This window comes from Aminiphilus circumscriptus DSM 16581 (assembly GCF_000526375.1).
Taxonomy (GTDB): Bacteria; Synergistota; Synergistia; order Synergistales; family Aminiphilaceae; genus Aminiphilus; species Aminiphilus circumscriptus.
Genome location: NZ_JAFY01000001.1, coordinates 25,536 through 48,778 on the forward strand (window position 1 = coordinate 25,536; position 23,243 = coordinate 48,778).

The 23,243-nt window shown below is 64.2% G+C and carries 12 protein-coding genes; 7 read left to right on the forward strand and 5 right to left on the reverse strand.

Going from position 1 to position 23,243, the window contains the following annotated elements:
• Positions 1 to 190 precede the first annotated feature (190 nt).
• The gene (locus K349_RS0100110; protein ID WP_051464147.1) at positions 191 to 1,084 is read left to right on the forward strand and encodes a peptidylprolyl isomerase; all 894 of its coding nucleotides are present in this window, start codon (positions 191 to 193) and stop codon (positions 1,082 to 1,084) included.
• A gap of 119 nt (positions 1,085 to 1,203) precedes the next feature.
• On the opposite strand, the gene K349_RS0100115 is transcribed toward K349_RS0100110, so the two are convergent.
• Positions 1,204 to 2,007, reverse strand: a complete 804-nt coding sequence (locus K349_RS0100115; protein WP_025745544.1) for an EFR1 family ferrodoxin — start codon at positions 2,005 to 2,007, stop codon at positions 1,204 to 1,206.
• Positions 2,008 to 3,025: 1,018 nt separating this feature from the next.
• On the opposite strand from K349_RS0100115, the gene K349_RS0100120 reads away from it, so the two are divergent.
• The 3 genes from K349_RS0100120 (at position 3,026) to K349_RS0100135 (ending at position 10,300) form a co-directional block, all read left to right on the forward strand.
• Positions 3,026 to 4,279: a hypothetical protein gene (locus K349_RS0100120; protein WP_025745546.1), complete on the forward strand. Its 1,254-nt coding sequence runs from the start codon at positions 3,026 to 3,028 to the stop codon at positions 4,277 to 4,279.
• The gene (locus K349_RS17535; RefSeq protein ID WP_084460075.1) at positions 4,227 to 6,278 is read left to right on the forward strand and encodes an HD domain-containing phosphohydrolase; all 2,052 of its coding nucleotides are present in this window, start codon (positions 4,227 to 4,229) and stop codon (positions 6,276 to 6,278) included. Before K349_RS0100120 ends, K349_RS17535 begins: the two co-directional genes overlap by 53 nt.
• Before the next feature lie 449 nt (positions 6,279 to 6,727).
• Positions 6,728 to 10,300 (forward strand): hypothetical protein, encoded by a 3,573-nt coding sequence (locus K349_RS0100135; protein WP_025745552.1) that lies wholly within the window; start codon positions 6,728 to 6,730, stop codon positions 10,298 to 10,300.
• Positions 10,301 to 10,670: 370 nt separating this feature from the next.
• Here K349_RS0100135 and K349_RS0100140 read toward each other — a convergent pair whose 3' ends face one another.
• Positions 10,671 to 11,831 carry an IS256 family transposase gene (locus K349_RS0100140; RefSeq protein ID WP_420834450.1) on the reverse strand — a complete coding sequence of 387 codons (1,161 nt, stop codon included), beginning with the start codon at positions 11,829 to 11,831 and terminating at the stop codon, positions 10,671 to 10,673.
• A 386-nt stretch (positions 11,832 to 12,217) separates the two neighbouring features.
• On the opposite strand from K349_RS0100140, the gene K349_RS0100145 reads away from it, so the two are divergent.
• The 3 genes from K349_RS0100145 (at position 12,218) to K349_RS19815 (ending at position 16,068) form a co-directional block, all read left to right on the forward strand.
• A complete protein-coding gene (locus K349_RS0100145; RefSeq protein ID WP_025745556.1) occupies positions 12,218 to 13,945 on the forward strand; it encodes an adenine deaminase in 1,728 nt (575 codons plus the stop codon).
• Positions 13,946 to 14,267: 322 nt separating this feature from the next.
• Positions 14,268 to 15,569, forward strand: coding sequence for an NCS2 family permease (locus K349_RS0100155; RefSeq protein WP_025745559.1), 1,302 nt, complete (start codon positions 14,268 to 14,270; stop codon positions 15,567 to 15,569).
• A gap of 79 nt (positions 15,570 to 15,648) precedes the next feature.
• Positions 15,649 to 16,068 carry an HD-GYP domain-containing protein gene (locus tag K349_RS19815; protein WP_025745562.1) on the forward strand — a complete coding sequence of 140 codons (420 nt, stop codon included), beginning with the start codon at positions 15,649 to 15,651 and terminating at the stop codon, positions 16,066 to 16,068.
• Here the strand turns inward: K349_RS19815 and K349_RS0100165 are convergent.
• The 3 genes from K349_RS0100165 to K349_RS0100180 form a co-directional block, all read right to left on the reverse strand.
• Positions 16,053 to 18,059 (reverse strand): PAS domain-containing sensor histidine kinase, encoded by a 2,007-nt coding sequence (locus K349_RS0100165; protein WP_025745564.1) that lies wholly within the window; start codon positions 18,057 to 18,059, stop codon positions 16,053 to 16,055. The genes K349_RS19815 and K349_RS0100165 overlap by 16 nt on opposite strands.
• 441 nt (positions 18,060 to 18,500) lie before the next feature.
• Positions 18,501 to 20,087: an efflux transporter outer membrane subunit gene (locus K349_RS0100175; RefSeq protein ID WP_025745568.1), complete on the reverse strand. Its 1,587-nt coding sequence runs from the start codon at positions 20,085 to 20,087 to the stop codon at positions 18,501 to 18,503.
• A 4-nt stretch (positions 20,088 to 20,091) separates the two neighbouring features.
• The gene (locus tag K349_RS0100180; RefSeq protein ID WP_025745570.1) at positions 20,092 to 23,241 is read right to left on the reverse strand and encodes an efflux RND transporter permease subunit; all 3,150 of its coding nucleotides are present in this window, start codon (positions 23,239 to 23,241) and stop codon (positions 20,092 to 20,094) included.
• Positions 23,242 to 23,243: the final 2 nt, after the last annotated feature.

The following is a 23,243-nucleotide window of genomic DNA, read 5'->3' on the forward strand; positions in this document are numbered from 1 at the left end:
ATGATCATTATACCTCGAAAAAATGACGAATTGGTCTCGGAAATCTGTCGAAAAATCCGTCGAACCTCCTGTGGTAATTTTTCTCCGGATTCGGTAGGATATCCGATGTCGTGCCGCAACAACGCGGGTATCATGGGACGGCTTCGGAAACAAGGCGTCTCCAACACATATCGGTGGGAGGAATTCGTATATGTCAAAGGCAGGAAGGTTTTTCCAGGTTTCGTTCATGCTCGTCTGTGCTCTGCTGCTCCTGGCGTCCGGAGGATTCGCCGCGGAGACCAAGGCGTCCCCCGACGTAGCTCCCGAGGGCTCCGTCTCCGATCAGGACATGACCGATCCCGAGCGGGTTCTCGCCAAGGTGGGCGACGTGGAGATCAAGGTGAAGGACGTGGAGGAGGTCATCGCCTCCCTGGATCCTCAGCGGGCGGCGTTCTTCAACAGCCCTCTGGGTCGCGGCAAGGTGGTGGAGCAGCTTGTCAACCGGAACCTCTTCTACCTCTACGGCAAGGAACTCAAGGTTGACCAGAGTGACGAGTTCAAGGCCGAGCTGGAGAAGATCAAGCGCGAGATGATGAGCCACTTCGCCCTCCAGAAGGCATTGGACGAGATCAAGATCTCCGACGAGGAGATCAAGAAGTACTACGACGAACACAAGACGGAGTTCGTGGTCCCCGAGAGCATCCGGGCGAGCCACATTCTCGTCGCCAGCGAGGACAAGGCGAAGGAGATCGTCAAGGAGATCAAGGACGGCAAGATCACCTTCGAGGCCGCCGCGGTGGCGTACTCCAGCTGCCCCTCCAAGGAGGCGAGCGGCGACCTGGGCTTCTTCGGAAAAGGCCAGATGGTGCCCGAGTTCGAGAACGCCGCCTTCGCCCTGAAAAAGAGCGGTGACATGAGCGATCCCGTGCAGTCCCAGTTCGGTTGGCACATCATCAGGCTCACGGAGCGCAAGGATTCGGCCCAGAAATCCCTCGACGACGTGAAGGAGCAGATCCGGCAGATTCTTGCCGGGGAGCGGCAGCGCAAGGTCTACGAAGAAAAGCTCGCGGAGCTGAAGAAGACCTACAACGTGCAGACGTTCTAAACCGGAACGGAGACCGAGGCGACGCGGCGCTTTGCCGCAATGCCCGGTCGGGTTGAGATGAAGCGGGCCGGATCCTCAGGGATCCGGCCCGCTTGCTGTGCGGATGTCCGCACGCCGCGCTATGCGCTCCGGTGCGCCGCACTCCAGGCGAGATAGCGCTCCCGGGAGATCGCGGGGTGGTGGTAGCGGTTTTTCGAGGCCGAGGTGGCGCTGTACTCGATGGCTTTGGCGGGGCACCAGTGGAAACAGGCCATGCACCCCGTGCACGCGCCGAGCCAGCGGGGGCGCCCCCGCTCGTCGAGGGCGATGTCCCCCACGGGGCAGACCGTCGCGCAGACGCCGCAGGAGGTGCAGGCGTCGGTGGCGCGGTAGCGCCGGTCCTTCGGTCCCACCTTGGCCGTGGCGTGGGAATTCGCGAAGGTGGAAAGCCACGCGAAAAGCCCTCCCGAAGGGGGCGTCTCCCGCCGGGAGCGCACCGCGTCACAGATGGCCGCAAGCCCCTGCTCCGCCTCGGCGACGATCTTTTCCAGCTTCGCTCCCGAGGGAGGATTGGACACGGGAGGATAGTTTCCGGGCATTCGCTGGTGGAATGCCCCTCGCACCCGGACGCCCCGCTTTGCCAGAAGACGAACTCCCTGCACCGCCGCCCTGAGGGGCATGCCTCCGCTCGTCAGGAACAGGTAGACCCAGCTCTCCCGCGAGGCGGAGAAGGTCTCGAGAAAACGATGGACCACCAGCGGCGCCCCGAAGGCGTGCACCGGATAGGCGATGCCCACGGTCTCGCCCTCGCCGACGGTGGCCTTGCCCAGGCATCCCGCCATGTTTATCAGTTCCGTTCCGCCGCCCAGAGCCTCGGCGATGCGCTCCGCTCCGTGGAGCGTGTTTCCCGTTCCGGAATAGACGTAGAGCCGGTGCATGTCCATGCCCTTTCCCCCTGATTTTCCATCATGTTGCCGGACATGAGTATAGTCCTTTCCTTGTCGTGTGCAAAGGAAACGCCTTTTCCGGAACATCCCCGACGTTCTCGTGTTCATCCGCACACACCATTTTTGATGTCGGTGTACGGATGGAATGGAGCGCGAACGGAGACGTAACGCGCCCGGCGTCTTCTTTCGCGTCGCTTCGCGAATCCTGTTGTGTTCGCAGTGGGGTGTCGATTGAAATTCGAGCGCGGTCGAGGAAAATTCCGTGCGAAAAAGGGGAAGAAGAGTTTGCTTAATCCTGACTATTTCCAGGCCTTTCCGGAGAAGGTCGTTTTTCTCTCTGTGCTTTGATGTGATGGTGTCAAGAGAGGTTGCGACGGGTTCGTCTGTGTATCAAGGTGTCGTGAGAGAACTCCCCCCTCGTCTGTGAGACGCGAAACGGGGAAAAGACGCCCCGTTCGTCGCAGCGGAACGGCGCTGTTTCCGCTCGGTTCGCTCCGGTATGTGTCACCCTGTCGTGTGCGAGTTGTTCCACCGGTTTCCCTGGGGTATGATGAAGTCGCGTTTTTCTCTTGTCGTGGCGCTGTGACGCAGCGGCGAGTGGCTTCTCTTTTCCGCGCTTTTTTCGTGACGGGGTTTTGTCCGGATCTCAAGGCGGCATGGCGGGCGGAGAGAACGGGAGGTGGCCGCTGTCCGGAACTCCGGGGTTGTCGGGATTCCCGGAGCGAAGAGGTCGATTCGGCGTTCCTCAGAGGTTTTATGTTTTATAAAATATAGAAAGCTCTGAATAAAGGCCTTTCGCTTTTCCTTGGCTCGGGTCGCATCAGGCTCTGCGAGGCACTTTCGGGGCTGACGCAGCCTTATTCAGAGATTTCTATAGGGAACCTCTGAAGAAAGAATTTTCGCTTTCCCTTGAACTTAGGTTGCATCGAGTTTTTCGAGGCGCTTTGCGGGGATGACGTACCCTTATTCAGAGATTCCATGAGAAAGAGTGGAGAGCTGCGAGGAGGTGGGGATCGTGTGGAAAGCCTTTGCAAGGGGCGATTCGGTCCGATCCGTCCCGGGGAGGTGCACCGCCGGAGAGCGTGCCACGGGGGTGCGGGCCCCGGGGCTGAGAGAGGTGGGCCCGGAAGTTTCGGGCGGACGTGGTGCTTGTGGTCGCGGTGTCGCGGTGCGTCTGGGCGGGCTCGCGGCGGCCCTGTTTTTGTTCCTCGGCGGCGTCGGCCTCGGCGGGGCAGGGACCGGCACAGGTGCGCCTTGGGAGGCATCTTCCGTCGCGGGCCTTTTTCCCTTGTGCGCATGTTTTGCCTCTGCCGCTTCTGCGGCGGAGAGTACGGCGGCGCAGTCCGGAGATCTCTCGGGTGAGAAGGCGTTCTTCGGCGCCGTCGGCGTGGTCTGGAACGAGGACCGGGTCTGCGCCATCGGGCAGGGCGTGTCGCCCCTTTCCGGCGACACGCCCCAGGGAAAGCTCCTGGCCCGAAGGGCGGCGGTGACGGATCTGCAGCGGAACCTTCTGGAGTTCGTCAAGGGGGTCCGGATCGAGGCGACCACCACGCTGGAGAACTTCATGGCGAAGGACGTGGTCAGAAGTTCCGTGGAGGGCGTGATCGCCCAGGTGGAAATCTACGATTCGGACTGGCGCGACGGCATCTACACCGTGTACGGAGGCGTCCGGATGGGTTCCCTGCGCAGGGCCGCGGTGTCCCAGATTCCCGAGGTGCAGCGGAGGCCCCTTCCGGCTTACGAGGGAAAGGGGTTTCGCGAGCTGGTTCTCGACGCCCGCTCCCTTGCCTTTCGCCCCTCTCTGGTGGTGCGGGTCCGGAGCGAAGGAGGGCGAAGGGTGTACGGCCCGGAGTTCATCGACCGGACCGCCTTTCTTGAAAAGGGAATGGCCGCCTACGTGGCGAAGGAGGAGGAAGAGTCGTCGCGTTTTGGGGTGCCGCGCCGGGACGGACCGCTTTCTGAGGCGGGAGCAGGAGCGCGTTGCGACGTCGCCCGCGTCCTTTTGGGTTTTTCCCTTCCCGCCTGGGCGGACGAAGCGGTTCTTGTCGTCAAGGGCGTGGGCCTCGCCGCGGACGGCGCGCTCGTGATCTCCGACGACATGGCGGACCTCATCGAAAAGAACTCCTACGACTTTCGGATTCCCGGCAACGTGACCATCATCACGAAGACCGCCGCCATCCGGGGCATCCTTCTCGATCTCGGAACGGAGGAGGCGGTTGCGGCGCAAGCGCCCTTCCGGTGGCGTCGTGCTTCCGAAGGCGATTCCTGAGGAGGCGCGGACGGCGGAGGCGCGGGTGCGCACGGCGCTGTTGCTGCGGGGGGTGTCTCTCGCCGCGCTGGCGGTGTGCGCGGCGGCGCTGCTTTTCACGCATCCCCCTCTTTTCGTGCAGAAAACGGACCGCTCGCTTCTCGATCTCCGGTACCTGTGGATGCCTTCGTCGGCCCCCTCGCGGGAGATCGTTCTCGTTCTGGCCCGGGAGACGTCTCTGGCGGCGCTGGGGCAATGGCCCTGGAGCCGCCGGATTCACGCCGGGCTCATCGAGCGCCTTGCTGCTTTGGGTGCGCGGACCATCGTCTACGACATTCTCTTTCCCGAGACGAGCGACGCCGAGGCGGACGCACTGCTCGCCCGGGCGGCACAGGCCCACGGGCGGTGCGTCTTCGCCACCCACCTCGCGGAGGATGCCGGAGAGGGCGGGGCGACGCTGCTTCTTCCCTACAAAGAACTGGCCCGGTCCGCGGCGGCTCTCGGCGTGGCGGGTGTCGCGCCGGACATCGACGGTGTGTACCGCACGCTGGTTCCCCTGTGGCGCCACGGCGGGCGGGCCTTTCCCTCCCTGTTCCTCGCGGCTGTGGCGACGCACACCGGCGAGCCCGTCGCCTGGGACGAGGCGGACAGGACGGTGTCCGTGGGTGCGCGGCGGGTGGCCGTGGATTCGGAGGGGCTCTTCTTCGTTCCCGAGACGGACGAGCGGCTTTTTCCGGTGTTCGAGTTCTCCCGGGTGCTCGAAGGGCGGGTGCCGGAGGACGCCTTCCGGGACAGACTCGTGGTGGTGGGCGTCGAGGCGGCGGGAATTCTGGCCCGGGACATCCTTCCCGTCTCGCGGCGGGGGCGGGTGGAGCACCTGGCCGGATCGGTCTTTCTGGCCCTGGGCATGGACGTGTTCCTTTCCTCCGCGTCGGAATCCTTCGGAAAGGCGCTGCACAGCGACGCCGCGCTCCTGGGGGCGCTTTTCTTTCTCGTCGCCGCGCTCTTCTTTCTCGCGACGGGTCTCTTTGCGGCCGGCTGGAAACGAAACGCCGCGGCGGCGGGAGGGCTCGTCCTTCTGCTCGTCTTCTCCGCCCTGCGCGCCCGCCTCTTCGGCGTCTGGCTCTCCCCCGTGTGGCCCCTCCTCGGATGCACCCTTTTTTTCCCCACCGCGATGCTCTCCCGGCTGCATAGTCTCAACCGGGCCGCCGAGGAAGAGCGCCTGCGCCTCCTCGACGGCGTGACCCGGGCCATCGCGAACGCCATCGACGCGAAGGATCATCTCACGGGGGGCCACTCCGAGCGGGTGGCGGCGCTGACCTGCCGCCTCGGGGAGAAGCTGGGCTTCTCGCATCTGGAGCTGCAGGGGCTCGCCGTGGGCGCCCTGCTGCATGACGTGGGCAAGATCGCCATTCCCGACGCGGTGCTCCAGAAGGTGGGCAGGCTCACTCCCGAGGAGTACGACCTCGTGAAGACCCACCCTGTGCGCGGAAGGGAGATCCTCGCCGCGGTGCCCTTCTCGCCGGTGGTCTTCCGGGCGCTGGAGGAGCACCACGAGAAGATGAACGGCCGGGGCTATCCCCGGGGACTTGCCGGCGAGGAACTTTCCCTCGCGGGAAAGATTCTCGCCGTGGCGGACGTGTTCGATGCCCTCTCCAGCGAGCGCACCTACAAGGACGCCTGGTCGCTGGAGGAGATCCGGGACTTTTTCGAAAAGGCCCGAGGGACCGAGTTCGACCCGGATGTGGTGGACACGCTCTTTGTCCTTCTCGACGACCGGGATCCGATCTTCGAGTTTCTTTCGGCGTCCTCCGGGGAAGATGGCGAAGGAGAGGCGGGCGCCGGCGGGTCGGAACTCAAGTCGGAGTGCGCACATGTCGGAAGGGCGCAGGGTGCTTCGGAGGAGCGGGGCGGCGGAGGCGCATTTCCCCGGCACGGTCAGGAGGACGGACCGTCGGAGAAAGACGTCCCTGCGGAGCGGATTCGGAGGGTGCGGGTGCGGTCTGCCCGGACCCCCTGACGGGAGGATTGGGCCGCAGGGATGAGACGACGCCCGACGATGCGGACGATCCGAGTAGGGGCCGGGACGGCAAAATGTATGCTCTGTTGAGATTAGACATCACCTCGATAGTTTGCTATTCTTCATGTGTATGGAAAGCTCTAAAAAACACCACGCCGCCCTCGGAAAAACGCGAGGCGATCGAGATCAAGAGAGGGCAATTCTTCCTTGATCAGAGGTTCCTATGGTTTTCTTTGCGTTCCTTCGGGATTTTTCGCATTTTTTTCGACGCGGAGCTTCGCCGGCCTTCGCTGTTCCACGAGTTGCCCGGGGAAAATGTCTCTCTCGCCGGGGTTTGTGCCGTTTTTTCGAGGAATGGTCGGAGAGAGTCCACGAAAGAGAGCTGAAGAGCGTGTCCGGAACGTTCCCGACGGGAGCCCGGAGAGAAACCGCCAGGGAGGTGCGCATCCATGACTGAATCTGCGAAGAGAACCAGGTGCGACAGAGAGAGCGCGGCAGCCTTGCCGAATCGGATGAGCCGATGCGTCGTCGTGCCTGCCGGGACAGGAAAGCTGCTGCGCCGCAGGGGCGGGCGAATCCTGTCGTGCGCACTCCTTCTCCTCATGCTTGTGATTCCGGTACGGCCCGCTCCGGCGGAGGAGTCGGGGAGCACGGATCCTTTTTCCGACGGACATACTCTTCTGCTCGACGAGGAGATGATTGTCCTTCGGCAGCTCTACGGAAGCGCACCCTATTCCGACGTCTTTCTGCCGAACAACGATAACTTCAGGGATGGGGAATGGCGAAACCTGAACGACCGACATACCTCCTGGACGCCGCCGCCGCCGCGCCAGGACGGAAAGATCGGCAAGGCGGCGATTCTGGTGCGGGACGACAAAAACACACAATACCTGGCGCAGGTCTGGGAGGTTCCTGCATCGGTGCCGGGTGTTTCCTATGTCAATCTTCTTCTCTCGCTGACGCCGGTCGATCAGCACGGCTACAAGGCCGAGGCGGGACGATACCGGGGTTACGAAGCGGTGCGTCCCAACACGGTTGGGGTCGCCGCAGGGGATCTCGACGGAGACAGGGCGAAGGAGCTGATCGTGGGCTACGGCCACGCCACGGGCGGCACTTACAACGTGGAGTTCCTGATTCTGTCCACGTCTCTTCCGTGGGGGAGCCCCTTCTCCTTTGTCTCGTCGTCGATTCCGCGCATGGACACCAGATCGGCAATCCGTCTTGCCGCCGGCGATGTGAACGGCGACGGCAAGGACGAATTTGCGGCCATGTACGTGGCGGAGTCGGGATATCCGGTGGTGGTGCTTTTCGATGTGGACAGAGCCCGGCGGAGCGTGCGCGTTCTCGGCGTGCACCAGCTCGACAGCAAGCCCCAGTCTTTTTATTACGGGCCGAACGGCTTCGATCTCGCCTTCGCCGACTGGGAGGGAAACGGGCGGGCGATGCTCGCTTGCCTCTCCATCTCCTCTTACGACACTCCAAGGGTCCATCTGTTGCGCGTGGACAAGGGCGAGGCAGGGGCGACCTTTTCGACGGTCTTCACGCGCGATATATGGGTATCGTCGTTCTCGTCGTGGCTGTCAGGACCCTTCCGGCTCAGGGCGGCCGATCTCGACGGTGACGGCAGGGACGAACCGGTCATCGCCTTTCCTGTCCTCTCTAGCCCCGTCAAGGGGGTGAAGGTCGCCGTTTTCTACCACGCCGGAGAAGGCCATGCTCTCGCCGAGACGACTCTCTCGGGCCTGAGTGATATAGGCTGGGGAGATATGGCTCTGGAGACGGGAAGTTTCTCGGGAAAGCTGCACCCCACGGCGGCGACGAAGAACAAGGGGCAGGCGGTCGTCCTCCACGGCAACTGGATGTGGCTGTTCTCACTGAAACGGCAGGAGCAGTGGGCGTCGATAGAAACCCAGTCCTGGACCATCCTCTCGTCTTACGGATCGAGTTCCCACCTCCTCGTGGGTGATCTGGACGGCGACAGCATGCTTCTCGGCTATCCGACGCACATCACGCTGGAGAACCAGGTGTCGCCGATTCTTTTTCTCAACGAGCCGCCGAAGCACATCGACCGGGACACCTCGGGGAACGTGACGAACTACACGCGCCAGGACGCGCTGTTCATCCAGTACGCCCAGAGCGAGGCCGAGTCCCTGGAGACCACCAACACGCTCGCCGTGGAGAGCAATCTCGGGGGATCCCTCGGCAGGGAGGTGGAAGGCGGTGTCGATCTGGGAGCGGTGACGGCCTCGGCGAAGGTGAAAGCCTCCATCAATGCTTCCGTCGAAAAAAAGGAACAGGACATGGCGAGGAGCTATTTGGCCCAGTCCACGTCCCTCATGGGGGAGACCAATCGCGATGACTTCGTCCTCTATCGCTGCCACCGAGTGCACCTCTGGCGTTATCCCATCCTCGGATGGTTCAGCGTGCCCGAGGGAAAGACCAGGGAGGGGCAGACCTATTATCAGGTGTCCGTCCCCGAGTCGAGCGCGGAGGACCAGGCGGTGTACTTCATCTCGGGACGCAACGTGGGCTGGTATCACCCGACCCACATGAACGGCAACGTCCTCTCCTATCCGTCGGCCAGCGGGCAGATCGGTGATTACAAAAGCGAAAACCTGCTCTCCGGGCTCGTCACGCTCGACGTCGGCGGCGGCAACCGCTCCGTCCGGACCATCGAGTGGAACAGCGAGCAGGCTCGGGAGAAGCTCAAGTCACAGAGCGTTTTCATGGGCCTCGACCTTGAGGTGCAAAGCAGTGCCAGCGCCAAGGTGAAGATCTTCAAGGGGGACGTCACGGCGACGGCGACTTTCCACATGGATGAGCGGACCACCACCACCAGTTCGTCCAAGACCTCGGTGACGAAGCGGAACGCCTTTGCGGTGGAGGTTCCAGCGCTCTCGTCGCCCCTTGCCTACACGATCACGCCGCTCATGTACAGGACCGACAAAGGAGTTCTCAAGACGCCGCACCTCGCGGGAAACATCGCCGGGCAGACTGCCTGGAACGCGCGCTACGGTGCGGCTCCCGATCCGGCGCTCAATCTTCCCCGCCTCTGGCAGTATCGAAACGATACCTGGACGTGGCTGGAGGACGGCGACGGGACGAATCCCGAGGCGCGGAAGATCCGGGGCATCTTCTTCCGGAGGAAGAACGGGACCGATCTCGGAACCTCCATTCCCCTCGGTGAAGTCGCGGTCGTCGCCGTGCGCGTTCACAACTTCAGCCTGAAGGACTGTCCGTCCGTGGAGGTTCGTGCGGAGGTCGTTCCCTATGATCCGCAGACCAGCAAGACCACGGGTGATCCCGTCCGGCTGGAGAGCTTCCGGACGCCTCCGATCAACCGCTGGGGGACGTCGAGGGCCAACTGGGAGGAGGCGACGTTCCAGTGGAACACCGCTTCCTTCGCCGAGGGCAACTACAGGGTCCTCGTCACCGTGAATCCCGAAAGGGCGGTGGAGGAGCTTCCGGGGCGCGCCCTGAACGAGCCCTTCGACAACAATCGCGGATGGTACGAGGTCTTCCTGCATCGCAACCAGCAAGTTCTCGCCGCGGAGTTCGCCGAAAAGGGACGCGACCTCGACGAGGCGGCTCCGAACCTCGTGGCGGGGCTCGAGATCGCGAACACCCCCGAGGACGGACACTCCTTCGATCCCGAGGAGGTTGTCCTGCTTCGGGGAAGCGTCCGGAACGAAGGCGATGTGCCCACGAGCGACATCGTGCTCTTCTTCTTCGACGGGGACCCCGACCGGGGAGGAGCGGCCTTCGCCAGCCCCTTGATCCCTGGGATCAAACCGAACGAAACGTACTCCCTCACGGTGCCCCACACCTTCGAAACGCCGGGGTCGCGCCGGGTGTTTCTGCGGGTGGTGCCCAAGGTGGGCGATCCTCCCGAGGACAACACGGCGACGGTCTTCGTGCCGGTGAAGGGTGATTCCGGGTCGGGGTGTTCCGTCGGTTCGGCGGGTGCGGGCACAGCGGCGCTCCTGCTCGCGTTGCCGCTCTTCCTGCTGCGCTGCCGGTGAGAAGAGCGTCCTTCGCGGCTCCGGTGCAAAGGCTCCAGGACAGACAAGAGGAAGCAACGCGGGCTGGCGCGACTCCCGAGGAGGTGTGACATCTCCGGGACCGGCGCGACTCCCGCAGAGGCGTGACATCTCCGGGACCCGCGCTCCCTGTGTGAGCAACGCGGACTGATGAGATCCCCGCAGGCGCATGTATTCGCCCGCGGGGATCTCGTTTTCGCCGCCCCTGCCTGCCCCAAGGGCGCGGAGCGTTTCGCCGGAGCGGGGTGCGGGCGAAGAAAGCGGCGCATCCTTGCCGCTTCGGGCTCCGGCAGTTGTGTGCGTCAAGTTGTGCAAAAAGGTTTTCATGGTGTTTGGCGGCCGTCTGCGGCGATTAGCCACACTTTTCCAAGAGTGCCTTTTTGTGTTCGATCAACAGGTCCATGTTGAGGTAGCGACTGGACTCCAGCCACGCCTCGTGGGTTTCGACGCAAAGTGCCCGTATCAGGCGCTGACATGCATCGGTGTTTGGGAAGATACGGACGACCCGGGTCCTTCTCTTGATCTCTTCGTTGAGCCGTTCCAGCATGTTGGTTGACTTCAGATGCTTGTGATGTGCTCTGGGAAGCCGGTAGAAGGTCAGCGTCTCCTCTATGTTCTCCTCCACCCAGTCAACAAGCTTCGGATATTTCCTCTGCCATTTGGTGATCCAGGACGTCAGATCCCGGTGGGCCTCCATAATGTCCCGGCGGTCGTAGATCCAGCGGAGTTCCTGGAGACAATCGTCATCGGCCTTACGGGGCAGATGATCCAGAGCATTCCGCAGAAAATGGACGTAGCAACGCTGCCAAGATGCTTCGAGCAGGGTCTCTCCGATGGCCGAACGAAGTCCTGCGTGGTCGTCGGATACCACGAATTCGACACCGCGCAAACCCCGTAGCTTGAGCCCGAGAAGAAACTCTTTCCAACTGCTTGCCGTTTCACGGGGAGCCAATTCCACCGCCAAGATCTGCCGCTGCCCCTCCCGGTTGATTCCGATGGCGATCTGTACCGCCTGGGAACGGATAACTCCGTTCTCGCGAACTTTCTCGTAGCGAGCATCCAGAATCAAATACGGGTACTCTTCGTCAAGGGGACGGTTCGCAAAACGAGACAGGGCTTCATCGAGACCTTTGTTGATGGCGCTGATGCTGCTCGCGGAAAAACGATGTCCGCACAATTCCTCGGTGATCGCCGTCACTTTGCGCGTGGACACGCCCTGCACATACATTTCCGCCAGAGCCGCCACCAATGCCTTCTCACTGCGCTGATAACGCTCGAACAGTGCCGTGGAGAATTCTCCGTTGCGGTCTCTGGGAATCCGCAGTTCCAGCTTGCCGATTCGCGTGACCAGACTTCGGGTATAGTAGCCTGACCGATAACCCGTACGTTCTGTGTTGCGCTCATGTCGTTCGGCTCCAAGGAGTTCCGTCATTTCCCCGTCAAGGATTTCTTGCAGCACTTCCTTCATCAGGGTCTTCAGGGCGTCCGTTTCGTTCCCGAAAAGGGCTTTCATTCCAGCGAAACGACTGCTATGCTTCTTTCCGGTCATGGTGTATCGCCTCCTAAGGGCTAGGGTTGCTTGTGCGCTGCAGACAACCTACACCATGACCTTCTTTTTTTGAATCCCCCTCCGCAAGCACTTTTTGCACACTCTTTAGAGCATAATCGCTCCGGCCTCTGGGCGGCGCGTGTGCGCCCGGGGCTGTCTTCAGGGGTGGAAGGTCTCGTTCGGGCGTCGTGACACCGGTGCTTTTGCTGTCTCCGCCCGTCGCCGGGTGCTATACTTTTCGTGATGCCCGGCGCCTGGGGCGCCCTCGTGTGTTCCGGCCCGGCCCGTCCGGCCCGGGGACTCTGGGGATTTTCCACGGCGGGGCAGCCGACTTTCGGGAGGGAAGCGCGATGACGATGGCGACGTTTTTGGCGGTGGCGCGGGGGGAGCATCCCGCGGACCTCGTGCTTCGGGGGGCTCGGATCGCGAATGTCTTCACCCTGGAGTACGAGGAGGCGGAGGTGGCGCTCTGGAAGGGGCGCATCGCGGGCGTCGGAAAGGGATACCGGGGTGCGGTGGAGGAGGATCTCTCGGGGCTGGTGCTGGCGCCGGGGTTTTTCGACGGACACTGCCACATCGAGAGCACGCTCCTCACCCCCGCGGCCTTTTCGGAGCTGGCGGCGGTGCGGGGCACGGCGGCGGTGGCGGCGGACCCCCACGAGATCGCCAACACCTGCGGCCTCGCCGGAGTGGAGTACATGTGGCGCGAGGGGTTGGGCTGCCCGGTGGAGCTTTTCTACGCGGCTCCATCCTGCGTGCCCGCGTCACCCTTCGAGACGGCCTTCGAGACCCTGGACGCGGCGGCCCTGGCGACCTGTTTCGCCCGGGGGTGGTGCGACTCCCTGGGAGAGGTGATGAACTATCCCGCGGTGACGTCGGGGGACCCGGAGCTGTGGAGCAAGCTCTTCGCCGCGGGGTCCCGGGTGAAGTCCGGCCACGCGCCGGGGCTTTCCGGCGGGGAGCTTTGCGCCTACTGCGCGAGCGGCTGCGACTCGGACCACGAGAGCGTCACCGCCGCGGAGGGGCTGGAAAAACTGCGCCGGGGCATGTGGCTCATGATCCGCGAGGGGGCGACGGAGCACAACCTGGAGGAGCTGGCTCCCCTCGTGGCGGCGGACGAGGCCCGGTCGAGCCGGTGCATGCTGGTGAGCGACGACCTGACGGCCCGGTATCTGCGTGACCGGGGGCACATGGACGAGAAGATCCGCCTCGCCGTGCGGCACGGCATCTCGCCCCTGGCGGCGCTGCGCATGGTGACCCTCTCTCCCGCCTCGTATTTCGGGCATCGGGACCGGGGCGCGGTGGCGCCGGGATATGTGGCGGACCTGGTGGCGGTGGACGATCTCGAATCCTGCCGGGTCCGGCGGGTGTGGAAGCACGGGCGCCTCGTGGCGGCGGAAGGGCGCCTCGCCGCCCTTGCCGTGCCCCGGGCGATGCCTCCCGCAGGAGTCCCCCTCCGGGTCGCCCTGCCGCCGGAAGAGGCCTTCTCCCCTGCCGTGCCGAAGGGTGCACGGCTCCGGGTGATCGGCCTCCGCCCCGGGCAGGTGGTGACGGAGCACCGCGTCGTGGAGCCGTCGGTCCGGGACGGACGGGCGGTTCCGGAGGCGGCGCGGGATCTGGCGCTCCTCGCCGTGCTGGAGAAGAACCGGGGAACGGGGCGTCTTGCCCTCGGATTCGTCCAGGGGCTCGGGCTTCGCGAGGGGGCGCTGGGATCCTCCGTGGCCCACGACGCGCACAACTTCGTCGCCGCGGGCATGGATGCGGGATCCGTCCGGCGCGCCCTGGCGGCACTCGTCGCCGCGGGGGGCGGCCTGGTTGCCGTGCGGGGGGACGAGGTGCTGGCGTCGCTGTCGCTTTCCGTGGGGGGGCTCATGCACGCCGGAACGGCGGAGGAGGTCGTGGCGGGGCTCGACGCCGTGGAAGCCGCGGCGGCCCGGCTTGGAACGCCCCTCGATCACCCCTTCATGGCCATGAGCTTTCTCTGCCTCTCCGTGATTCCCGAGCTGAAGCTCGCCGACACGGGATACGTGGATTTGTCGAGGGGCGGAGCGCAGTCGCTCTTCGTGGAAGGAGCGTGAGGAGCATCCGCGGAGAGGAATGGCGGGGAGGACGAGCGTGGCATGGAACGCGAAGGAAGCGGCGCGGGAGAACGCGGAGATGGTGCGCACGGTGCAAAGACATGCCCTGAAGCGCGTCCGGACCACGGATGCACCGAAAAAGGGCACGGACGGCGGAAGAACCGCGCTTGAAAAATGGCGCCCGGCGCGGAAACGGCTGTGCACAGCGGACGCCAGCCGGGGGAACCGCAAGAACCGAACGTGTCGGGAAATCCGGGCCGCAGGCCGAGAACATTTTCTGAAAACATCTTCTGAAAAAACATTTTTTTGAGGAGGGAATCGCATGCTGTCCTGGCTCGAACGCCGTTTCTCCGTCCGTGAGGCGGGGAGTGACGGCAAGACGGAAATTCTCGCGGGCATCACCACCTTCATGACCATGGCCTATATCATCTTCGTGAATCCGAGCATCCTCTCCAACACGGGCATGCCCTTCGGCCCGCTCATGGTGGCCACCTGTCTGGCCAGCGCCCTGGCCACGCTCTGCATGGCCTTTCTCGCCAACTATCCCATCGCCCTGGCCCCCGGCATGGGACTCAACGCCTTCTTCGCCTTCGGAGTGGTGCTCGGCATGGGCATCTCCTGGGAGGTGGCGCTGGCGGCGATCTTCCTCGAAGGGGTGCTCTTCATCCTTCTCACCATGACCCGCCTGCGGGAGAGCATCGTCAACGGCATTCCCAAGTCCCTGAAGATCGGCATCTCCGCGGGGATCGGGCTCTTCATCGCCTTCATCGGCCTTCAGAGCGCGGGGATCATCGTGAAGAACGACGCGGTGCTCGTGGGGCTGGGGGATCTCAAGAGCACGCCGGTGCTCCTTGCCTTTCTCGGGTTCTTCCTCATGGTGGCCCTTGAGGCGCGGAAGGTGCGCGGCTCCATCCTGCTGGGAATTCTGGCCATCACGGCCCTCTCGGTGGTTCTGGGCGTGAGCAAGGCCCCGGAGGGAATCGTCTCCCTGCCGCCCTCCATCGCGCCCATCTTCGGCAAGATGGATTTCTCCATGGTGGGGAACGCGAATTTCTGGATCGTCCTCTTCTCCTTCTTCTTCGTGGATTTCTTCGACACCGTGGGCACCCTCGTGGGTGTCACGAACCGGGCGGGCATGCTCGACGCCAAAGGACAGCTCCCCCGGGCGCAGCAGGCCCTTCTCGCGGATGCCATCGGCACCACCGCCGGAGCCGTGCTCGGCACCTCCACCGTGACCTCCTACGTGGAGAGCGCCTCCGGCGTGGAGCAGGGAGGGCGCACGGGGCTCACCGCTCTGGTGACGGCACTCCTCTTCCTCGCGGCGCTCTTCTTCTCTCCCCTGGTCTCCATCGTCCCCGCCTGCGCGACCGCACCGGCGCTGATCCTGGTGGGCATCTTCATGATGATGGGCCTGCGGGAACTCGATTTCGACGACTGGACGGATTTCGTTCCCGCCTGCGTGGCGCTGCTGGTCATGCCCTTCTCCTACAGCATCGCCCACGGCATCGAGTTCGGCATCATCTCCTTCGTGGTGCTCAAGCTCGCCACGGGAAAGACGAAGGAGGCGAGCCCCCTGATGATCGGGCTCTGCCTCGTGTTTCTCGCCAAGGAAATCTTCGTCTGACGACGGATTTCTCCGGCGCGCCCGGAGAGGGACCCGGGCGCTCCCGGTTTCGGGATTCCGGCCCCGGAGGCGGAAGCGCGTGCAAGACAAGGCGGAACGAGCGACGAGCGCGGTGTTTTTTCGGGGTTACCCGGAAAAACACCGCGCTTTCTGTATGAAGACGTTGTGCGCTGACCGCGCTGTCTGGTTGCCGTGCCGTCCCTCGCCCTCGATGACGGCGAACGGAGCGCTGCAGCACCACGAGCGCTGGGACGGCAGGGGATACCCCGAAGGGCGCCGGGGGGAGGAGATCGATCTTTTCGCCCGCATCACCTGCGTGGCGGACGTGTTCGACGCCCTCACGCACCGGCGGGTCTACAAGTCGGCCTGGTCGCTCGAGGAAACCCTGGCTTTTCTGCGGCAAGAGGAGGAGCGGCACTTCGATCCCCAGGTGGTGGACTGCTTCTTCGCCAGCCTTGAGGAGATCCTCGCGGTCTTCCGAGCCTATCCGGACGACTGAGCCCGGCGGGGTGATTCCACGGGAAAGACCACGGTGGCGGAAAAGCCGCCGTCACTTGTGAAGGTTGCCGTGCCGTCGAGCTGTCGTGCGAGCCCCCGCACCAGGGTGAACCCCAGGCCGGAGCGGATTCGGCCAGTGTCGATGCCGGGAGGGAGCCCTACGCCGTTGTCCGCCACGGAAAGCCGCACCGATCCGTTTTCCACGGCGAGGTGGATCTTTAGCCGCGGTTCCGCCCCCGGCGCTCCGTCCTCTGCCGTCGGGGCGATCCCGGGTTCCGGGGATGGCCAGGCGTACTTGAGAGCGTTGGTGACCAGCTCGTTGACGATGAGAGCACAGGGAACGGCCCGGTGCAGGGAAAGCCGCACCGAAGCGGCGGTGACGGAGACCCGGGGCGGACGGGTCTGGGCGATGGAGAGGATGAGCCGCACCAGCTCGTCCAGGTAGTCCCCCATCTCCACGGCGCCGAGGTTCTTCCGGCCATAGAGGTGCTCGTGGAGAAGTCCCATGGTCCGCACCCGAGAGAGGGTCTGGTTGAGCGCCTCCAGGGCCTGGGAGTCCGTCACGCTCCCCATCTGGAGGGAGATGAGGCTTCCCACGACGGCGAGGTTGTTCTTCACCCGGTGATGGATTTCCCGAAGAAGTGTCTCTTTCTCCGCCAGCGATTCCTGCAGTGCCCGCTCCAGGGTCTTCTCCGCCGTCACGTCCGTGAAGAAGCTCTCCAGTTCGCCCCTCTCCCGGTCCACGCGCCCGCTCACGGAGATCCAGAGGGGCTTGCCGAAACGGTTCCGCCGTTCGAGGACGATGTTGCGGTTCCGCCCTTCCTCCAGCTCCTTCAGGTAAAAGGCACGATTCTCGGGGTTCGCGTAGCTCGCGAGCGTGTCGAACTCCCGGAGAAAATGTTCCCGGTTCTCGTAGCCGAAGATGCGCGCCGCCTCGTCGTTGGCGTCGAGGGTGCGCCCGTCCTTTGCGATGACGCGCACGATGCCCAGGGGGGCCAGGTCGAAGAGGGTGCGGTAGGTCCTCTCCCGAGCCTGCAGTTCCTCCCGGAGCAGGGCATTGCGCATCGCCAGGGAGACCGTGCCGAGAAGGCGGTAAAGCTCGTGCAGGGTGTACGCGTCGAGGAAACGCGGCACGTCGAGAAAGGCCAGAAACAGCACGCCCAGCATGCGCTCCTGGTCCGCCAGGGGGTAGACCAGCGCCGAGGCGATGCGATTCGTCCCCGGCAGATCGACGAAATAGGGCGAATGGGGATAGTCCCGGACGTAGAGGGGTTCTCCCGTGCGCAAGACCTGTCCTGCGGCGCCGTCGTGTTCGGAGAAGGACAGACCGACGAAGGGGCGCAGGATTCCCGAGGCGGCGCGGATCACATTGCGCTTTGTTTCCCGGTCCCAGACGCAGACCGAGACGTGTTCCGTGTTGAGCAGGTCGCCCAGGTGGCGGCACGCCGTGTCGAGCAGGGCGTCCGGCTCCAGATGTTTCAGCAGGCTTTCCGAGATGGCGTAGATGGTCGAAAGCTGGGCGTTTATGTGGCGGAGTCGGGCCTCCTCCATGACGCGGCCGGTGATGTCCGTCAACGTCGCCGCGGCGAGGGGCTCCGGGAGGAGATCCTCCAGGATGCTCAGAGAGACGAGGAAGGTGCGGCACTGGCCGTCCGCGCAGAAGATCTCCGACTCGAAGGCGAGGGAGTCCCGGAAGGTAAAGAGCTTCCGGAGGTGCCGTCGCCAGTGCATCGTCTCGGTGGAGCCCAGAAGCACCGAAACGGGCCTGCCCGTCAGGTCCTTGGCGCGAAAGCCTCCCAGAGCGGCGAAGGCGTTGTTCGCCAGGACGAAATGTCCCCGGGCGTCCAGAAGGAAACGGGGTGTCTCCTCCAGGAAGAAGAGGCGCTCCGTCAATGAGGAAGAGAGCGAACGGTCTTGGTTTTCTCCCTGAAAGGGCGTGTCCTGGTTGTTTTCGCGGGACGGTGGTTCGGGGTCGAAACCGTTTCCCGTCACGATGGATCCCCCTTTTTTCTCCACGAAACGAGGAAGGCGGTGTGGTGTCTGAACGGGTCATCGGAAAAAACGGAGGGCGCGCAGCACCCTGTCGCCGTCCACCTTCTCCTGTGCCTCTTTAGAGGACCATAGCACACTTCTTCGAAGGGGTCAATTGTGTACTCTTTTGACGTCTCCAAAGTGCCGGCTTTCGAAGCGTTTCCGGAATTGCCTCGAAGGAACAGTTCCGTGGAAGGAAGGAATCGTGAAAAGCACGTCCTTCCACGTTTCGCGAAAACGGCGGGAGGTGCATTCCTTCGTCCCTGCTTCAACCATGGTGATGTCCCTGTCACGTTCCGCGAAAAACAGAAGGAGGCGCATCCCGTTCCGAGGGCGGTGCGGAAAACACTGCCCTCTCGGAACAAGATGCGCCTCCTCCGTGCGGGGACGTGACACAGGCTGCTAGAGGTCCTTCGGTTTTTTCAGGTCCTTCTTGATCTCCTCCAGATAGGCCCGGCTCTCGTCGGAGAGGTTCGCCTCAAGAGGTGTGGGGGCATCGGCGCCTCCGGAGCCGGGGGAGAGATCGCCCTCCGTCAGGGGGGCCCAGCCGCCGCCAAGGGCCTTGAAGAGGCGCACGAGATTGGCGAGCATCTCCCCCTCGCTGATGGCCAGGGATTCCTCCAGGGCCAGCAGGGCGCTCTGGGCGCTGATGACGTTGTTGAAGTCCGTGAGGCCGTTGCTGTACTGGTCCTGGGCGACCTCGTGGGCCGTCCGCGCCGCCTCCACGCCGCGCTGCAGCGAGAGGCTGCGCTCCCGCTCCTGGGTCTCCGCGGTCAGGGCGTTGCGCACTTCCGCCACCGCATCCAGCACGGTCTGTTCGTACTCCGCCAGGGCCTGTTCCTGCCTGGCCGTCTGCACCCGGATGTTGTCCCGGATGGCGCCGCCGTGGAAGATGGGCCACACGATCTTGGGTCCGAAGCTGAAGCCGAAGCCGTCCGACGCGGAGAGTCCCCGGGTGGAGGAGAGCGACTCCAGGCCGACGGAGCCCAGAAGGTTCAGTTTGGGAAGAAAGTCTTTCTTCGCCGCGTCCTTGCGGGCCACCTGGGCGACCAGACGGCGTTCCGCCGCGTAGATGTCCGGACGCTGGCGAAGGGCGTTCGCCGGGATCCCCACCAGATCGACGGGCCTGGGTTGCGGCAGGGGCATGAAGACCCCCAGGGTGTCCCGCAGGCTTCCCGGAACCTGGCCGACGAGGATGGCCAGCCGGTTCAGCGCCTCCTCGATGCCCGCCTGAAGGGGCGGAATGGAGGAGCGGGTCCGCTCCATGGTGTACTTTGCCTGGTTCAGGGCCAGCTCGTCCGCCAGGCCGGAATCGACCTTGGACTGGAGCAGTTCCAGCGTGTCGAGCTGCAGCGCCAGGTTGTGCTCCGCCACGGAAAGGCGCTTCTGCAGCGTGCGGAGGCTGATGTAGTTCAGGGCCGTCTCGGCGGAGAGGCTCACCCAGGTGCTGTGCAGCGTTCCGTACTGGGCCTGCAGGTCCGCCTCGCTCGCCTTGATTTTTTTGGCCTGACCGCCGAAGAGGTCGATCTCCCAGGAGGCGTCGATGCCGAGCCGATAGTAGTCCGAAGGACCGATCTTCCTGCCCGTGCTCGACGCGTCCTCTCCCGTCTGGGAGTGCGTCATCGCGGCCCCGCTGTCGAGCCAGGGCAGGACGGCGGACTTGCTGATCCCCAGCGCCGCCCGGGCCTCGGTGAACTTGGCCCTGGCGGAGAGGAGGCTCCGGTTGTTCTCCAGGGCCGCCAGGACGAGCCGCGTCAGCGTCTCGTCCCCCAGGGCCTCCCACCAGCCCGCGAGCACCTCCGGGGACGGGGCTTCGGGCGCTTCCGTCGCGGCGAAGTAGGGCATGGGATAGCGCTTCGCCAGCTTCGTCCAGGCTCCCGCCGCGAGGTCCGCGTCTCCCGAGGCGGCCGGAACCGACGCGGCCCAGGCGCCGCAGGCGAGCAGGAGAAGGAGCCCCAGGGATGTGAGGAAAAGCACCGGTTTTTTCATGACCCTACACCTCTTTTTCCGTTGTGGCTTCGGGGTGCGCAAAGGCGCGGCGCACACCCGCCTTGATCTTCTCCCGGAAGGTCTGGAGGAAGACGTAGAGCCCGGGGATCAGGAAGATGCCCAGCGCCGTGGCCAGGCTCATGCCGAAGAACATGGTGGTTCCCACGTGGAGACGGCTTCCCGCCCCGGCGCCGCTCGCGAAGAGCATCGGCAGAATGCCGATGACGCAGGTCAGGGCGGTCATCATGACCGAGCGGAACCGTTCCGATGCGGCGATTCCCGCCGCTTCCAGGATGGATTTGCCGTGTTCGTCGTGCTGCTCCTTGGCGAACTCCACGATGAGGATGGCGTTCTTCGCCGCGAGCCCCACCAGCAGCAGGATGCCGAGCTGGGCGTAGATGCTCAGGGAGATCTTCATGACGAAGATGCCGACAAGCGCTCCCAGAAGTGCCACCGGCAGGGAGAGGATGACCCCCAGCGGCACGGACCAGCTCTCGTACTGGGCGACGAGGAAGAGGTAGCCGAAGAGGATGGCGATGGCGATGATGAGCCCCGTCTGTCCCTCGGCCTCCCGCTCCTGGTAGGTCACGCCGGACCACTCGAGAGCGTACCCCTCGGGGAGCGTCCGTGCAAGCTCCTCCATCTTCGCGATGCCCTGCCCGGAGGAGAAGCCCGGAGTGAGGAAGGCTGTGATCGATGCGCTGGGAAAGAGGTTGTAGCGGCTCACCGCCCGGGGTGCCAGGGTTTTGTGGAGCGCCACGAGGCTCTGCACCGGCACGCGGTCCCCCGCGGCGCCGGTGGTGTAGATGCTGCCGATGGCGTCCACCCGGTTCCGGTAGGGCCAGTCGGACTGGAGGATGACCTTGTTCACCGTGGTGCCGATGTTGATGTCGTTCACGTAGGCAGTGCCGAAATAGGTCTGAAGTGTCTTGTAGACGTTCTGCACCGAGACGCCCAGCATCTCCGCCTTCTCCCGGTCGAGATCCAGGTGAATGTGCGGCGTGTCCGCCGTGTAGGGGCTGAAGGCGTAGAGGAACTCCGGCGACTGGATGACCCGCAGCGTGAACTCGCTCAGGACCTGGGCGAGCCGCTGGGGATCGTTGTCGAGCCTGGACTGGAGCCGCACGTCCAGCCCGCCCGCGATGCCGAGCCCCTGGATGGCCGGAGGCGTGAACACGTTGATGTTCGCCTCGGGAATGGAGGCGGCGATACCCCGGATCTTGCCGACGATGCTCTGGAGGCTCTTGTCGGGGGTGCTTCGCTCGGACCAGGTGTCGAGGGCGACGATGATCGAGGCCACGTTCTCTCCCGAGCCTCCCATGAAGCTGTAACCCACGATGTCCATGACGAACTTGACCCCCGGGATCTGCCGGAGCGGCGGAAGGGCCTTCTCCATGACGGCCCGGGTCCGTGCCTGGGAGGCACCTTCGGGAAGCTGCACGATCATGAAGGCCGCTCCCTGGTCCTCGTCGGGGACGAAGGCCGTGGGGGTGGTCTTCATGATTCCCGTTGCCGTGGCGACCACCAGGCCGAAGAAGAGCAGAGTGACGAGGGTCCGGCGGGCGATCCACATGGAACCCGCCACGTAGCCGCTGGAGGCGCTGGAGACCACCCGGTTGAACCAGGCCAGAGGACCCCGCGTCTTGGGGCGGACGCCCTCGAGCATGTGGGCGCACATGGCGGGGCTCAGCGTCAGGGCCACCACCAGGGAGAAGACCACCGAGAAGGCGACCGTCACGGCGAACTGGCGGTAGATCTCGCCGGTGATGCCCCCCATGAAGGCCACGGGAACGAAAATGGCGAGAAAGACCAGTGTCGTGGCTGTCATTGGCCCCGTCACGTCCTTCATGGCCTGGATCGTGGCGGGCACGGCCTTCACCCGGTCGCGCTCCATGATGTAGAGCACCCGTTCCACCACGATGATGGCGTCGTCCACCACCGTGCCGATGACGAGCACGAAGGCGAAGAGGGTGAGGATGTTGATGCTGAAGCGGAGCACCAGAAGCCCGATGAAGGTGGCCAAAAGCGAGATCGGAATGGCCACCACGGGAACCAGCGTGACCCGCCAGTCCTGCAAAAAGACATAGCAGACCAGCACCACCAGCGAGAAGGTAAGGCCGAGGGTGAAGAGGATCTCGTGGATGGTCTCCTTCACGTAGTCCGTCGAGTCGTAGCCGATGACGAACTGCGTGTCCGCGGGAAGGCTCTTCTCCAGTTCGGCGAGCATCTTTTCCGTGGCCGCCATGGTCTCCAGGGCGTTTGAGTCCGCCGCCTGGGAAAGGGACATGAGCGCCGCCGGAGACTGGTTGAAGGCGGCCTCGAAGGTGTAGCTCTCCGCTCCCAGCTCGATCCGGGAGACGTCCTTCAGCTTGACCATGCCGCCGTCGGCGGTGGTCCTGAGGACGATGTTCTCGAACTGCCGCACGTTTTCCAGACGCCCCCGGGTGGTGAGCGTGTAGATCAGGGGGGTGTACTCGCCGGCCGGCGCGGCGCCGATGGCGCCCAGAGAGGCCTGCCGGTTCTGGCTGGAAATGGCGTCGGCCACGTCGGAGGTCCCGAGTCCCAGGGAGGCGAGGCGTTCCGGATCCAGCCAGACCCGGATGCTGTACTTCGCCGCGAGGACTTCCGCGTCGCCGAGGCCGGGAACGCGCTTCAGGGCGTTCCGCACGTTGTTGTAGGCGTAGTCCGCAAGGAAGAGGGCGTCTCGTGTGCCGTTGGGGGAGATGACCGCGAGAAAGCCCAGCATGTCCGAAAAACGGGCCTCCGTGGTGATCCCCCGGGACGTCACCTCTCCGGGCAGCAGGGGTGAGGCCTGCTGGACGCGGTTCTGCACCTTCACGAGGGCCATGTCCGTGTCCGTCCCCGTCTTGAAGGTGACCGTCAGGGAGTAATCCCCGGTGTTGCTCGACGTGGAGCTCATGTAGATCATGTCGTCAACGCCGTTGATCGCCTCTTCGAGGGGGATGCCCACCGTGTTGGCCAGTGTCTCCGCATCGGCTCCGGGATAGCTCGCCGAGACGGTGACCTGGGGGGGCGCCACGTCGGGATACTGTTTCACCGGAAGATTGAACGCCGCGATGACCCCCGCCAGAGCGAGGACCACCGCGATGACCATGGCGAAGCGGGGTCGTTCGATGAAGAATTTGGAGAACATGG